This is a genomic window from Runella rosea, from assembly GCF_003325355.1.
GTDB lineage: Bacteria > Bacteroidota > Bacteroidia > Cytophagales > Spirosomataceae > Runella > Runella rosea.
Genome location: NZ_CP030850.1, coordinates 5,019,948 through 5,034,877, shown reverse-complemented (window position 1 = coordinate 5,034,877; position 14,930 = coordinate 5,019,948). Strand labels below are relative to the sequence as shown.

Below are 14,930 nucleotides of genomic sequence, written 5' to 3'. Positions count from 1 at the left end.
GTTGTCGGACGGGCCGCATCGGCGTACCGACCCAGCCCGTCTGCCAACACGATATAATACTATTTCAACACCGCCATCACAGCCTCTTCACTAGCCACGGCATTGGTAGGACGCGGATGGGCTTCGTTAAACACTTCAAGGTCTTTGCGGTCGAGGAGTTTGGCATGGCTTTCGTCAATACTTCCGTCGGCTTTGGTTACTTTCGATATATCTAATTTTAAATGTTTGGCTAAAAACCGATAGGCCGCCGCGCGTTTTGAAGGGCCGTAATCGTGCTTTTCGTTGGGGAGGTGTACATTTTCAACCAAATTTTCTTTGCCATATAATCCGTAGATTTTTTGCAAATGTGGATACTCCACCTCGGGATTATTTTTAGTCCAGTCGGCACCGTCCGACACCAACAACATGGGGCGCGGGGCCGCCAAGGCGGCAATTTCTACGTTATTGGTTTGAAAGTTCCCTTTTTTATGAACGGGCATCCCGCTTTCGCACACACAGCCGCCAAAAAAGTGCGCTGATACCATCACCACTGGCACCGAAACTTTGATACGAGGGTCCAACGCCGTGAGCATAAAAGTCTGCGTTCCTCCACCCGATTCTCCCGTTACCCCTACCCGATTCTTATCAATATTGGGTTGTGCCAATAAAAAATCTAATGCTCGAATGCTGTTGATGGTCTGAAGTTTAAAGGCTTTGGGAATTTTGTGCGTGCTCAGTTGCGAATCGCTGTACCCAATCATATCGTAAGCAAACACCACCGCGCCCATTCGGGCCAGATTGGCACAACGAAACTGCATCGGTTCCAGAAAACGTGCATCTGGCTTGGCGGTATGCCCGTGCGGACACAGTATGGCCGCAAAAGGGCCTTTTTGGTTCAGTGGTTTATAGAGATTGCCCGTTACATAATACCCATCTATGCTCTCAAATGCCACATTTTCAATGGTATACCCATCCATCTCTCTCCGACTGTGAATCATCGGCTTTGAGACAGGACGCGGAGGCATTTTTTGCAATTCGCTGCCTTCTAAGATACGATTCCTGATTTGTTGCGCTCTGGTTTCCCATTCTTGTTTGGACGCAGGTACGTGCTGTCCCAAAAAATCTTTTCCCTGAGGCTCGGTAAAATACGCACCTTGACAAAGTTCAGGCGCCGCTTGGGCATACGAAAGCTGACAAACCACGGAGATAGTAAGCAATAATAAAAGGCGTTTCATACAGAGGGGTTTTTAGTAACCCAAAGCCGAAAGCACCTCCATTCTACCTTTTTCATAAGAGGGGTGCAGTCGCACTACTTCGCCGATTACGATAATCGCGGGGTTTGCCAATGTCTCTTTTTCAACAACTTCAACGATGGAGTTAACCGTTCCCAACCCTATTTTTTCTTCGGACGTACTGCCGTTTTGGATGATGGCTACGGGCGTATCGCCCTTGCCAGCACCAGCAAGTTCAGCCACGATTTGCGCCAAATGCTGCATTCCCATCAAAACAACCAAGGTAGCGGAGCTTTGAGCCGCTTTGGCTACATCTTTAGAAAGTGTATGATTTTTTGTGGTTCCAGTCAATACCCAAAAACTTTCGCTCACCCCACGGCACGTCAGCGGAATACCTGCCAAGGCTGGTACAGCAATACTACTTGAAATGCCCGGCACAACGGTGGTCTCAATACCGAAATCTTGCGCAAAAACAATTTCTTCATAACCGCGTCCAAACACAAACGAGTCGCCGCCTTTGAGCCGAACCACATGGCCGTAGTTGAGGGCATAATCTACAATGAGCTGATTCAAATCCTGCTGGACAAACTCACAACGCCCGCGACGCTTGCCAACAAATACGATACGGGCGTGGGCTGGCGCGTACGTGAGAAGTTCGGTAGAAACGAGTGCATCATACAGTACCACATCTGCCGATTGAATAGCTTTAAGTCCTTTGAGAGTGAGGAGCTCAGGGTCTCCCGGACCTGCTCCTACAAGTGTTAATTTTGGTTTCATCGTTAATCCCATTTGTTTAAAATGAATGCATCCGAAAATAGGGCCGCCACCCTTTCTCTACTGAGTATTTTCTGGACTTACTTTTAATGCTTACACAAACGCTTTTTGTACTTTATAAATACTTTATTGAAATATTATTTTGCTAAGTACACATTTTAAAAAATATTTAATCAAAAATAGTGAATTTTGAGAAATTAAGTATTATTTTTAAGTAATAATTTAAACAACACTACTATTTTTGCAAAAACAACATTCAATAATATCTGTTTTATTCTATTTTTTTGCAAAAATTACAATTTTTAGTTTTAAGATAAAACAAACTTTAATTTAACTATTTCAATAAAAAGCAGTAAATAATAAAGAGTAATTAGGGATTCTCAAAACAACATTTTCATGGCACAACCTCAAAAGGTAGTGGTAGTAGGCAACGGAATGGTAGGCTATAAGTTCTGCGAAAAGTTGCTGAATAAAGCGGGTGGCGGCTCGTTTTCTATCACGGTAATCGGCGAAGAACCTCGGCCGGCGTACGATCGGGTTCATCTTTCCGCTTATTTCTCAGGCACGTCGGTCGACGAGCTTACAATGGCACCCGCAAGTTGGTACGCCGAAAATGGCATTCAACTCCTCACGGGAGAGTGCGTATTGCACATCCATCCCGAAGCGCGTTACGTAATGACCCACACTGGGCGAAAAATCGAGTACGACAAGCTCATTCTCGCTACGGGCTCTTCCGCGTTTGCCCCCCCTGTACCCGGCGTAGAAAAAGAAGGCGTTTTTGTCTATCGCACCATCGAAGATTTGGACGCCATTATAAGTTATGCGCAGGGAGCTGGCCGAGCGGCGGTAATTGGTGGTGGACTTTTGGGGTTAGAAGCCGCCAAAGCCACCCTCGACCTTGGCCTCGAAACCCACGTTATTGAGTTTGCTCCGCGCCTCATGCCACGGCAATTGGACGCCGCTGGTGCGGGAATGCTCAAACGTAAAATGGAAGCCTTGGGGATTCAAATTCACCTTAATAAAAATACAGCGCATTTTGAAGGCGAATCCAATGTAAAAGGGCTTGCCTTTGTGGATAACACCTCGTTGGAGGTGGATATGGTAGTGGTTTCGGCGGGTATTCGCCCCCGCGACGAACTGGCCAAACAAGCTGGCTTGGGCGTTGGCCCCCGGGGTGGAATCATGGTCAACGACGAACTACAAACCACCGATTCCGATATTTATGCCATCGGCGAATGTGCTCTGCACAAAGGAATGATTTACGGACTAGTAGCGCCTGGATACGAAATGGCCGAAGTAGTAGCCAATAATCTCGCGCTGTCTGTTGCCAAAAAAGGAGACGTTAAATCCTTTCACGCATTTGATATGTCGACCAAACTTAAATTGATTGGAGTCGACGTAGCCAGTTTCGGGGAACCTTTCTGCGAGAATACACCGCACGATACCATCGTGGTGGAAGATAAACTCAAAGGTGTTTACAAACGCCTCAACATAACCACCGACGGAAAACACCTCTTAGGTGGAATTCTGGTTGGCGAAGCAGACAATTATAATATGCTGCTGCAAATGGTCAAAAATCAACTGATTTTACCGCCCAATCCCGAAGACTTGGTCATGCCCGTCCGAAAAGGCGAAAGCGCTGGTGCAGGCATGGGTGTAGCTTCCTTACCCGACGACGCAAGCATTTGTTCCTGCGAAAACATTACGAAAGGCACCATTTGCGAAGCCATTGAAGGACAGAATCTGGGCGATGTAGCGGCCATTAAAAAATGCACCAAGGCAGGTACGGGTTGCGGAGGCTGCGTTCCGATGCTATCGGATTTATTGACCGAAACCCTTAAAAAACAGGGCAAAACGGTCAAAAAAGTATTGTGTGAACATTTTGACTACTCACGTCAGGAAATGTATCACCTCATCAAAATGTCGGGTACGCGTACCTTCGACGAAGTCATAGAAAAACACGGGAAAGGCTGTGGCTGCGAAGTTTGCAAGCCTGCAGTAGCTTCTATGCTGGCGAGTATTTACAATGACGTGATTGCCAAGCAAGCCGTTATTCAAGACACCAATGACCGATACCTAGCCAACATTCAGCGCGGTGGCACGTATTCGGTCGTACCGCGCGTGCCTGGCGGCGAAATCACTGCTGACCAGTTGATTACCCTCGGAACCGTTGCTAAAAAATACGATCTTTATTGCAAAATCACCGGCGGGCAGCGAGTTGATTTATTTGGTGCACGCGTAGAGCAACTTCCTTTTATTTGGGAAGAACTGATTGACGTAGGGTTTGAAAGCGGGCACGCCTACGGCAAAGCTCTGCGCACGGTAAAAAGCTGTGTTGGCAATACATGGTGCCGTTTTGGCGTGCAAGACGCCGTAGGGTATGCAGTTAGAATTGAGAATCGTTATAAGGGAATTCGTGCGCCCCACAAGCTTAAGAGTGCGGTATCGGGTTGTACCCGAGAATGCGCCGAAGCACAAAGCAAAGACTTTGGCATTATAGCGACCGAAAAAGGCTGGAACTTGTACCTCTGCGGCAATGGGGGCATCAAGCCCCAACACGCCGTGCTTTTTGCAAGCGACCTCGACGACGACACCTGCATCAAGTACATAGACCGGTTTTTGATGTTTTATATCAAAACCGCCGAGCCACTCCAACGCACCGCCACGTGGTTTAACAAACTAGAAGGCGGGCTGGAGTACCTACGCGACGTGATTATCAACGACAGTCTCGGGATTTGTGCGGAGCTGGAAAAAGAAATGGAATACTTGATTGAGACGTACCATGACGAATGGCGAGTGGCCGTCGAAACCCCCGAAATACGGGCGCGGTTTACCCACTTTGTCAATTCAGAGGAAGCCGACCCAACCCTTGAATTTGTAGAAATGAGAGGCCAAAAACGTCCGTCGGACTGGTAAAAAAACGTATCTAATCATCATTTATTCGACAATTCTCATGACAACTCAACATACAACTTGGTTTAAAGCGGCACCGATAGCCGCATTTCCCGAAAATGGCGGAGCCTGCGTAAAATACAATGACCGGCAAATTGCGGTGTTCCATTTCAAACAATTGGACAAATGGTATGCCACCGACAACGAATGCCCTCACAAACACCAGATGATTTTGAGCCGAGGAATGCTTGGCGACCAACAGGGGCATCCTAAAGTAGCGTGCCCATTTCATAAAAAAACTTTTTCGCTCGAAACAGGCCTCAACCTGCAAGGCGAAGACTATTGCATCAATGTGTACCCCGTCAAAGTAGAAGACGGATTCGTTTTTATTGGCGTCTAAAACCATAAATTATGCCCATACGTATTCCCAAGCGGTTCACCCGATTGTACATCACGGCTTTATCGTTAGTTGCTTTTTTAACGATATTGGGGCAAATCTTGGTCCAAAATACCCTTAAAGACGGCCTGAATGACTCTTGGCTGGTCAATTTTGCAGGGCGGCAGCGTTTTCAAAGTCAGCTGATTGCCAAAACCGCCCTGCTCCTCACCCAACGTCCCGATTTGGCCGACCAAAGCACTCAATTGAAAGAGTTTAAACGCGTATTGGCCGATTGGGAAGACCACCAAGACCAACTCCAAACGGGCAACCTACGGGATATTTCGGCCACGTACATTAATAGTGACACCGTAAAGGCAATGTTTGTCGATATAGAACCTCATTTCAGGGCCATTCAACAAAATGCACATTCGGTACTGAAGTGGATGGAAAAACCTGGAGACTCGGCCAGCATTGACTTATCAGTTCGTAATATTTTTGCGCACGAACTGATTTTTTTACACAAAATGAATCAAATCGTATTCCAATACGATAAAGAAGCAAAAGAAAAAGTAACTCGCCTTCGTCGTATTGAACTATGGCTGATGGCTTTTACGTTGGTTATACTATTGTTGGAGGGGTTGTTTATTTTCCGCCCAGCCGTGGGAAAATTACGCGAAACAATCATCCAATTGATGGATGCACGCGAAAACACGATGATTGCCAATCGGGAACTTCAAAAAGCGTATCAACAACTGCGCGACACGCAGGCACAGCTATTGGAAGCCACCCAACTCCGTCACCAGCAAGAAATCAAAGAGCATAAAATTCGGGCTTCGGCGCTTTTGCAAGGACAGGAAGAAGAACGCAAACGTCTCTCCAAAGAAATGCACGACGGAGTAGGACAAATGCTTACGGGCCTAAAACTCATTGCTGAAAATTTTGGCGAAACCAAAGAATGGAGCCCACGAGACCTCCGCAATGCGCAGGATTTGCGTACCGTTATTAGTCAAACAATTCAGGAAGTCCGAACCATCTCCCACAACCTAATGCCAACAGTACTCAATGATTTTGGCATCGACTTGGCCCTGAAACAATTGATGGATTCAACCGCGCGAAATACAAATGCTCAGATGACTTTTACGTCTAATTTGAAGGAAAAACGTTTGGACAGGAATGTTGAAATAGGTTTGTACAGAATTGCGCAGGAAGCCATCAATAACGCTGTAAAACATTCAGAAGCAACACAAATCAACTTGGATGTTTCGCTGGGAAATAAAAAAGTAACCTTACGGGTAACCGACAATGGCAAGGGTTTTAATGCTGCTCGAAAAAAATCAAATGCTCCCAACTCTTCCACCAATGGCCTACGTAACCTCCACGAACGTGCGCATTTGCTCGATGGTGTATTGAAAATCAACTCAGCCATCGGGCGCGGCACCGAAGTCATTGCACAAATACCCCAATTATAATCAACAAACGATGAAGAAAATCCAAGTACTACTCGTAGACGACCACACCATTGTTCGAAATGGCCTACGGTCTATTTTAGAAAACACCGACGAAGTAGAGGTCATCGGCGAAGCCTCCAACGGCGAAGAAGCCCTCGAAAAAATCCCCCTTCTCAAACCACAAATTATCCTCGTTGACATCTCAATGCCGGGTATCTCGGGAATTGAGTTGATTAAAAAAGTAACGAAGCAGTGGACCAATATCCGGCCCATTATTCTCTCCATGCACAACGACGACGCATATATCCTTAAATCCGTTGAAGCAGGCGCGTATGGTTATTTGCTCAAAGATGCCACCCGCGACGAGATTCTGACCGCCCTTCATGCCGTCAAAAATGGAGAGAAATACTTCAACGCATCCGTGGCGAGCGTGATTGTAAGCGGATATCTCTCTCAGGTACAGAAGGTTGAAAAAGCAACCGAATCGCGCAAAACGCTTTTATCCAAAAAAGAAAGAGAAGTATTGCGATTGTTGGTAGAAGGAATGAGTAGTCGCCAAATTGCCGACCAACTGGATTTAAGCGTTCGTACCGTCGACAATCACCGCGCCAACATGATGCGCCGCCTTCAGGTACACAACGCCGCTGAACTCGTCAAACTGGCTTTGGAAGAAAAATTACTCTAATTTTGGAAACATAGTCAACGTTCGGCCCCAAGACACGCAGGTTGTGGTGCATCGTTCGGGGCAACGTTTACAAAATGGAAATCGCAGGCTTCATCGGAGCATTTTTAATGGGACTGTCGCTGGGCCTTGTGGGGAGTGGTGGCTCCATTCTTACCGTGCCCATTCTCGTTTACTTATTTTACATCGATACCCTCATTGCTACTACTTACTCGCTTTTCATTGTAGGAATTACGAGTTTGGTAGGCGCAACTGTACGCGCCGGTGCTGGCAATATTCACTGGCCCGCCACGCTGGTTTTCGGGATTCCCTCGCTGACCGCTGTTTATCTGACTCGGTCTTTCCTCCTCCCACTTATCCCGCCCGTTATTTTTCAACTGGGGGATTTCATACTTACCAAATCCTTATTTTTATTGCTTCTGTTTGCCGTGCTTATGCTCATTGCTTCTTTTTTCATGGTCAGAGACCAAGAAGAAACCACAGAAGAAAATACTACGTTAGGAAGTACCTCTTACAACTTATTTTCTTTATCCATAAAAGGGATTCTGGCAGGATGCATAACGGGACTTTTGGGCGCAGGAGGTGGCTTTTTAATTATTCCAGCATTGGTTCTGATGGCAAATCTCCCCATGAAAAAAGCAGTAGGCACCTCGTTGGTAATCATTACTGCCAATTCTTTTATGGGTTTTTGGCGCGACTATCAATTGCATGAGCTCATTGACTGGCGCTTTCTAGTGTACTTTTCAACCATCGCCATTACGGGAATTTTAACGGGCAGCTCAATAGCCCACAAAATCAGCGGCGAAAGACTCAAACCCATTTTTGGTTATTTTATTCTCTTGATGGGGGCCTTCATTATTTTTAAAGAACTATTTTTGAGGTAATATTTCAAAACCATCATTTTAACTTTATTTTGATATGAAATCGTTTCTTTTATCTTGCATTTTGCTAACCGCCGTAAGTTGCCTTAACGGCGTTTTTGCCCAAACAAATCTTGAAACCAAAGCCTTCGTTCAAAAATTCAAGGAAACACCCAAGGCACAATTACTAGACGTACGCACGCCCAACGAATGGAACGCTGGAAAAATCGAGTCCTCCAAATGCGTTAACTTTATGGACGCTGATTTTAAACAGCAAGTCGAGAAGTTGGATAAATCAAAACCCGTATTTGTGTATTGTGCAGCCGGCGGCCGCAGCGCCAAAGCTTCCAAAATCCTGAAAGAAGCAGGTTTCAAAGAAATTTATAACCTCCAAGGTGCCGGCTATGCCGATTTGGCCAAAGAAGGCATCAAATAATCGCTCACCCACAGGTTCTTCAAAAAACTTCTCTCTTAATTTTTGCATTCCCGCAAAAACCCACTATTTTTGCACTCCCATTTTTGGGGTGGTATAACCATTTTTGAAAAAACCAGCATAAAATGCCAACTATTTCACAGTTAGTACGCAAAGGACGTGAACAAATGACGTGGAAATCTAAGTCTCCGGCCTTAGATTCGTGCCCACAACGTCGCGGTGTATGCACGCGTGTATACACAACGACCCCGAAGAAGCCAAACTCGGCTTTGCGCAAAGTAGCGCGTGTACGTTTATCAAACATGAAGGAAGTCAACGCTTACATCCCAGGCGAAGGACACAACCTCCAAGAGCACTCAATCGTATTGGTGCGTGGTGGTCGTGTAAAAGACCTTCCAGGGGTACGTTATCACGTAGTTCGTGGTGCGCTTGATACTGCTGGTGTAAACGGTCGTAAGCAAAGCCGCTCACTCTACGGAGCAAAACGTCCGAAACCAGGTCAGGTAGCACCCGCAGGAAAAGGCGCTCCGGCTAAGAAGAAGAAGTAATTTGAGCGTTTAGTCGCTCGTCCTTTTTGTTTGCGTAATACAGTACAATAGCATAAAAGGGTAGTAATCCCGGGCAAACGTTCGGGGTGAATCAGTTGAAAAACGAAACCTACATTAACAACTCAGTACAATGAGAAAGGCAAAACCGAAAAAAAGATACCTATTACCTGACCCTAAATACAGGGACGTAATGGTAACCAAGTTTGTAAACAACTTGATGTTGCAAGGCAAAAAAAGCACCGCCTATGATATTTTCTACGGCGCGTTGGAAATTGCCGAAAAACGTCTTAGCGAAAGCGGTCTTGAAATCTGGCGCAAAGCGTTGAACAACGTAATGCCTGCTGTAGAAGTAAAAAGCCGCCGTGTAGGTGGTGCCAACTTCCAGGTTCCTACCGAAGTTCGTCCTGACCGTAAAATTGCGTTGGGAATGAAATGGATGATCAAATACGCTCGTTTACGCGGTGAAAAAACCATGCGTGATCGTTTGGCCGCTGAAATCATCGCCGCTTCAAAAGGTGAAGGTGCTTCTGTAAAGAAAAAAGATGATACGCACCGTATGGCTGAAGCCAACAAGGCGTTCTCGCACTTCCGTTTCTAGTAATAGGAAAGAAGATACAAAAAAGAGCCTTCTCGAAAGAGTTGGCTCTTTTTTTATGCCTTGCTGTAACCTTTTTATCAAAATCAAGTAGTCGTTGATGCCTGTTTTTACAGTATTTTAATAATATACAACATTCTTTAATATAAAAATTTCTAAATAATTTTGACAATAAACTAAATCTTTAGTACGTTTACACCATAATAGTAGCCGTGAAAAATACACCATCACCATCCATCCATCCTTAATTTAAACCTTTACCTAAACAGCCATGCGTAAACTTCTCCTTTTGGCCCTACTGTGGCCATGCATGAGTGTATTGTATGCTCAAACACCCAATCGCTTTCAAATTCAAGGTATTACTGCCGACACATCATCTACCCCCCTGGGCTCGGCCACGGTGATGCTACTCCAGCGCAAAGATTCCTCACTGGTCAATTTCACCCGCACCAACGACAAAGGTGCCTTTGCCATGCGCAATGTAAAGCGCGGAGATTATCTGCTTAAAATCTCGTACGTCGGCTACATTCCTTTCCAACAAGACATTGTTTTTGGAGACAAAGAAATCGTCGACTTAGGAACCCTCAAATTAAAAGCCATTACCAAAGAGCTCTTTGAGGTGGTCATCAAAACGGCCCGCGCACCGCTGAGTATCAAAGGAGATACGATTGAATACAACGCCGCGTCGTTCAAAGTACCTCCAGGCTCAACGGTCGAAGATTTATTACGCAAGCTTCCCGGCGTGCAGGTAGACCAAAACGGCAACATCATTGCCCAAGGCCAGCAAGTACAGAAAGTTACCGTTGATGGAAAACGTTTCTTCGGGAGCGACCCTAAAATGGCCACCCAAAACCTTCCCGCCGATGCCATCACCAAAGTGCAGATTTTCAACGACAAGACCGAGCAATCAAAAGTGACCGGCGTAGACGACGGCAAGCAAGAAAAAACGGTCAACCTCGAACTCAAAGAAGGGTTTAAGAAAGGAGGTTTTGGTAAACTGACCGCTGGATTGGGAGCTGACGGCAACGGCAATGCTGGACCGCGCGGCGAAATCAAAGGAAATTACAATAAGTTTGACGATAAAAACCAGTTTTCTGTCATAGGATTGACCAATAACACCAACCAAACTGGAATGTCATGGGATGATTATCAAGACTTTAGAGGCAGTAGCTCCTTCAATAGTTGGAACGACAACGGCGATTTTGGTTTTGGTGGCGGCGGCGGTCGATTCATCATCATTGGCGGTGACGACGACGGCGGACTGAGCATTCCAGTCGGCGGCGGCAACGGTCGCGGTTACTCCAACAACATTGCGGGCGGTATCAACTACAATTACAACACCAAAAAAATCAAGACCAACGCCAGCTATTATTACAACTCTACCCGGCAGGTATTGGATGCTGTGCGCAACCGCGAGAACTTCCTACAAAACGGTTCTTTTAAGACTGAAGAAGAAAGCAGCCAAATCAATTTCATCGGCAATCACCGACTCGCATTCCGCCATGAACAAACCCTTGACTCACTCAATACCTTTATTTTCACCAATAACAGCCGCTATAACGTAGGTGATACCCGACTGAACAGTTTACAAGAGTTTTTTAGGAATAACAACCTCAAATCCAACGAAACCACCATCAATAATGCCACCAACGTGGATAAAATTGAGACCGCCAACACGTTGATTTACCGCTTAAAATTTAAGAAAAACAAAGGACGGAGTTTTGCCGCTAGTGCTTCCTATAACTTTACCAACAACGACGGAATTGCCGACCAAAAATCGCTCAACTTATTTTACAACGCCACCGACCCCACCGACGTTTTGCGCCGCATGTTGGATTTAACCAACAACACCGGCAGCCGAGTAAGCCAGCTAAAGTCTAGTTTGCTGTTTGTGGAGCCGTTTGCCAAACGTTTTTTCTGGGAAAGTTTTGTTAACCTGAGCTACCGTTCCGACAACGTAGACCGCGACGTATTTGACCTCGCCAAAGACAACGGTCGCCGTACTCCCGTCGATAGTTTAAGCAGTTTTTATAAAAATAACTACAACTACGCCCGGATTGGAAGCAGTGTGCGGTACTCCTACAAAGGACTCAATTTTTCAGGAGGATTGGCGGTGCAGAGCTTCCAAATTGACGGTAAATTTGCGCTTGGCCAAAACCCAGCTTCTTTTATCAACATCAATCGCCGGTTTACGACGTGGATACCCAACGCTTCGTTAAATTATGACCTCAAAAATAACCGGTATTTGTGGTCGGGCTATGATGTGAGCGTGAGTCAGCCTTCGACCCGTGATTTACAACCCGTCATTGACAACAGCAACCCGCTGATTATCCGTCAAGGAAATCCAGATTTGTTACCGACGGTCAATCATAACATCAATTTTGGGTACAACATGTTTAACCCCGCGAGTTTTATGAACGTCAACGTAAACATGTATTACTCATACAATGTAAATCAAGTCGTTTATAACCAGCAAGTTGACGCTACAACGTTGATTACGGTGACCAAACCAGTAAATATCACGGGCGGCCAAAACATTGGTTCTTATATCGGCTTTGGATTTCCGATCAAGAAAACCAAAGCGTCGATGAACATTAACTTCAACCCGGGTTTCAGCAAAAACCTCACGCCCATCAACGGTGTACTTAACCAAACCAACACCGATAGTTATCGCTTTGGAACGCGACTTGATTTGACCCCAAGCGACAATTTTACGATTTTCGCCAACGCCAACTGGAGCGTCAGCAATACGCGTTATTCCATCAACACTGGTCAAAATCAGCAAATTGTAAACCACAGCTACGGGGGTACGATGAACATCCGCTTGCCCAAAGATTTCTTCATCAATTCCAACCTCAATTACCAAATTTACAAAAACGAGCGTTTTGGTTTTAACCAGCAAGTGCCGATTCTAAACACGTCGATTTATAAAATTCTGGGCAAAGCCAAGAAAGCTGAAATCAGACTTTCTATCTATGATGTCTTTAATCGCAACTTAGGTGTGAGTCAGTTTGCCAACCAAAATTACGTATCGCAGGAGCGTATTCAGACCTTGGCCCGCTACGGAATGTTGAGCTTTACGTACAATATGCGCGGCATGAATACCAACATCAAACGCAGAGGCGGATTCTTCTAAACCGAAAACGAAAACCGAAAAATGAAAAATATAAAACTATCCACTGTTCGCTATCAACTTCGCCAGTCAGGATTTGCCATTCTGGCGCTCATAAGCCTAGGTTTTTCCATCTCGGCCAAAGCTCAACAAACCGAAGGCATGGTGACTTACGAGTATAAATATTACTGGACGAAAGTCAACTCGCGCCTCACATTTTTGAGTAAGGAAGAAAAAGACCGCATGAAATTGACATGGGGCAACGAAGAAGATGGCCCTGGGACCAAAATGAAGTTGACGTTCAACGATAAGCAGAGCATTTACACTTATTTTAGCGACCAAGGTCAAACAGAAGATGGGCGGTATTCGTGGCGTCAGAGCGATTACCTGATTCATCGTAATTTTGAGCAGGAAAAACTCATTGAAAATCACGAAATGTTGGGCAAAACCTACCTGCTCGAAGATTCGTTGATGACGTACAATTGGCGCATTCAAAATCAAATCAAGGATGTGGCAGGCTACGTTTGTATGAAAGCCGAAACCTTTGATGCCATCAAAAACCACAAAATTACGGCGTGGTTTGCGCAGGACATTCCCGTGCCAGCGGGGCCTGAGCGCTATTTTGGTTTGCCAGGACTCATTTTAGAACTGGACATCAACGACGGCGATGTGATTGTGGCAGCCCAAAAGGTGGAGCTAAAAAACGTAGATAAAGAACTTGCTTTACCCAAAATGAAGGGTAAAAAAATCAAAAATAACGACTACGACCAGATGCTCAAAAAACACATTTTTGACAGTATAAAAGCCCAACGAAACCCTTATTGGTCAATCAGATACTAACATCTGGTACCCCAAAATATGGCTTTTCTCCAACGGTTTGCGATTGTATTGTTCAGTATATTTTGGCTGGCAGCTACGGCCAAACCTCCCAAACGAAACACAAAAATCTCCATCGTTGGAGAACAATTTTGCATCAATGGAAAGCCCACTTTTAAGGGGCGCGTCTGGAACGGCTATAAAATAGAAGGCTTGTTGCCCAATTCACGTATGGTACAGGCCACGTTTGACGACCGCAACCCCGAAACCCGCACACAGTGGGCGTATCCTGACACCAAACAATGGGACGCCGACCGCAACACTAACGAGTTTTTGGCCGCCATGCCCGTTTGGAAACAACACGGGCTGTTGGCCTTTACGCTCAACTTGCAAGGAGGCAGTCCGCAAGGGTATTCTAAAGACCAACCTTGGCACAATTCGGCATTTAACGAGGATGGAAGCTGGAACCCGTATTATTGGAATCGCCTCAAAAAAATCCTTGACCGCGCCGATGAGCTGGGTATGATTGCCATTGTAGGCTTCTTCTATTTCGGCCAAGATGAACGCTTGAAAGATGAAACAGCCATAATCAGAGCAGTGGATAACGCTACCGATTGGCTCTTGGAAGCAGGCTATCAAAATGTATTGATTGAGATTAACAACGAGTGCAATATCCGCTACGACCACGCCATTCTGCAACCTGAGCGAGTCCATGAACTGATGCAACGAGTGAAGCGTAAAAAGGTAAAAGGGCGTCGATTATTGGTCAGCACGAGCTACGGCGGCGGTGCCATTCCGAAGGAAAATGTAGTACGTGAAGCGGATTTTTTACTGCTTCACGGTAATGGCGTCAGCGACCCCGCCAAGATTGTCGATATGGTCAACAAAACGCGCGCTGTTGCGGGTTATCGCCCCATGCCGATTGTGTTTAATGAAGACGACCACTTCAACTTTGAGAAACCCATGAACAACTTCGTAGCAGCCACCAGCGTCTATGCCTCATGGGGATTTTTTGATTATCGAATGAAAGACGAAGGTTTCGACGAAGGCTATCAATCGGTACCAGTCAATTGGCAAATAAGCTCCCCGCGTAAACGAGGTTTTTTTGAGAAATTGAAGGAGATAACAGGGTTGTAAAGAACCCAAAAGTGATAAACCATAGAAATCGGCCGCGCGAAAA

13 protein-coding genes are annotated in these 14,930 nt (G+C 45.7%); 11 read left to right on the top strand and 2 right to left on the bottom strand.

The features are described from left to right. Window positions 1-59: 59 nt before the first annotated feature. Together DR864_RS20915 and cobA are read right to left on the bottom strand one after the other, a co-directional pair. Window positions 60-1,214: an alpha/beta hydrolase family protein gene (locus DR864_RS20915; protein ID WP_114068798.1), complete on the bottom strand. Its 1,155-nt coding sequence runs from the start codon at window positions 1,212-1,214 to the stop codon at window positions 60-62. Window positions 1,215-1,226: 12 nt separating this feature from the next. Beyond that, window positions 1,227-1,988: a uroporphyrinogen-III C-methyltransferase gene (gene cobA, locus DR864_RS20910; protein WP_114068797.1), complete on the bottom strand. Its 762-nt coding sequence runs from the start codon at window positions 1,986-1,988 to the stop codon at window positions 1,227-1,229. A gap of 393 nt (window positions 1,989-2,381) precedes the next feature. Here cobA and nirB point away from each other — a divergent pair, with 393 nt between their 5' ends. The 11 genes from nirB to DR864_RS20855 all read left to right on the top strand — a co-directional run bounded on the left by nirB (window position 2,382) and on the right by DR864_RS20855 (window position 14,887). Then, window positions 2,382-4,901, top strand: a complete 2,520-nt coding sequence (gene nirB, locus DR864_RS20905; RefSeq protein WP_114068796.1) for a nitrite reductase large subunit NirB — start codon at window positions 2,382-2,384, stop codon at window positions 4,899-4,901. A 37-nt stretch (window positions 4,902-4,938) separates the two neighbouring features. Further along, window positions 4,939-5,277: a nitrite reductase small subunit NirD gene (gene nirD / locus DR864_RS20900; RefSeq protein ID WP_114068795.1), complete on the top strand. Its 339-nt coding sequence runs from the start codon at window positions 4,939-4,941 to the stop codon at window positions 5,275-5,277. Between the two features lie 11 nt (window positions 5,278-5,288). Next, on the top strand, window positions 5,289-6,725 hold the full coding sequence (locus tag DR864_RS20895; RefSeq protein WP_114068794.1) for an ATP-binding protein: 1,437 nt from the start codon (window positions 5,289-5,291) through the stop codon (window positions 6,723-6,725). Window positions 6,726-6,735: 10 nt separating this feature from the next. Next, window positions 6,736-7,389 (top strand): response regulator, encoded by a 654-nt coding sequence (locus tag DR864_RS20890; RefSeq protein WP_114068793.1) that lies wholly within the window; start codon window positions 6,736-6,738, stop codon window positions 7,387-7,389. 74 nt (window positions 7,390-7,463) lie between these two features. Beyond that, the gene (locus DR864_RS20885) at window positions 7,464-8,270 is read left to right on the top strand and encodes a sulfite exporter TauE/SafE family protein (RefSeq protein WP_205319148.1); all 807 of its coding nucleotides are present in this window, start codon (window positions 7,464-7,466) and stop codon (window positions 8,268-8,270) included. 34 nt (window positions 8,271-8,304) lie between these two features. Continuing rightward, complete coding sequence (locus DR864_RS20880; RefSeq protein ID WP_114068791.1) at window positions 8,305-8,682, top strand: rhodanese-like domain-containing protein; 378 nt, start codon at window positions 8,305-8,307, stop codon at window positions 8,680-8,682. Window positions 8,683-8,804: 122 nt separating this feature from the next. Continuing rightward, the gene (gene rpsL / locus DR864_RS20875; protein WP_114068790.1) at window positions 8,805-9,227 is read left to right on the top strand and encodes a 30S ribosomal protein S12; all 423 of its coding nucleotides are present in this window, start codon (window positions 8,805-8,807) and stop codon (window positions 9,225-9,227) included. Between the two features lie 130 nt (window positions 9,228-9,357). Further along, complete coding sequence (rpsG, locus tag DR864_RS20870) at window positions 9,358-9,825, top strand: 30S ribosomal protein S7 (RefSeq protein WP_114068789.1); 468 nt, start codon at window positions 9,358-9,360, stop codon at window positions 9,823-9,825. A 268-nt stretch (window positions 9,826-10,093) separates the two neighbouring features. Beyond that, window positions 10,094-12,958 carry a TonB-dependent receptor domain-containing protein gene (locus tag DR864_RS20865; protein ID WP_114068788.1) on the top strand — a complete coding sequence of 955 codons (2,865 nt, stop codon included), beginning with the start codon at window positions 10,094-10,096 and terminating at the stop codon, window positions 12,956-12,958. 21 nt (window positions 12,959-12,979) lie between these two features. After that, a complete protein-coding gene (locus DR864_RS20860; RefSeq protein WP_114068787.1) occupies window positions 12,980-13,774 on the top strand; it encodes a GLPGLI family protein in 795 nt (264 codons plus the stop codon). Window positions 13,775-13,792: 18 nt separating this feature from the next. Then, window positions 13,793-14,887, top strand: a complete 1,095-nt coding sequence (locus DR864_RS20855) for a hypothetical protein (RefSeq protein ID WP_114068786.1) — start codon at window positions 13,793-13,795, stop codon at window positions 14,885-14,887. The last annotated feature ends 43 nt before the right edge of the window (window positions 14,888-14,930 follow it).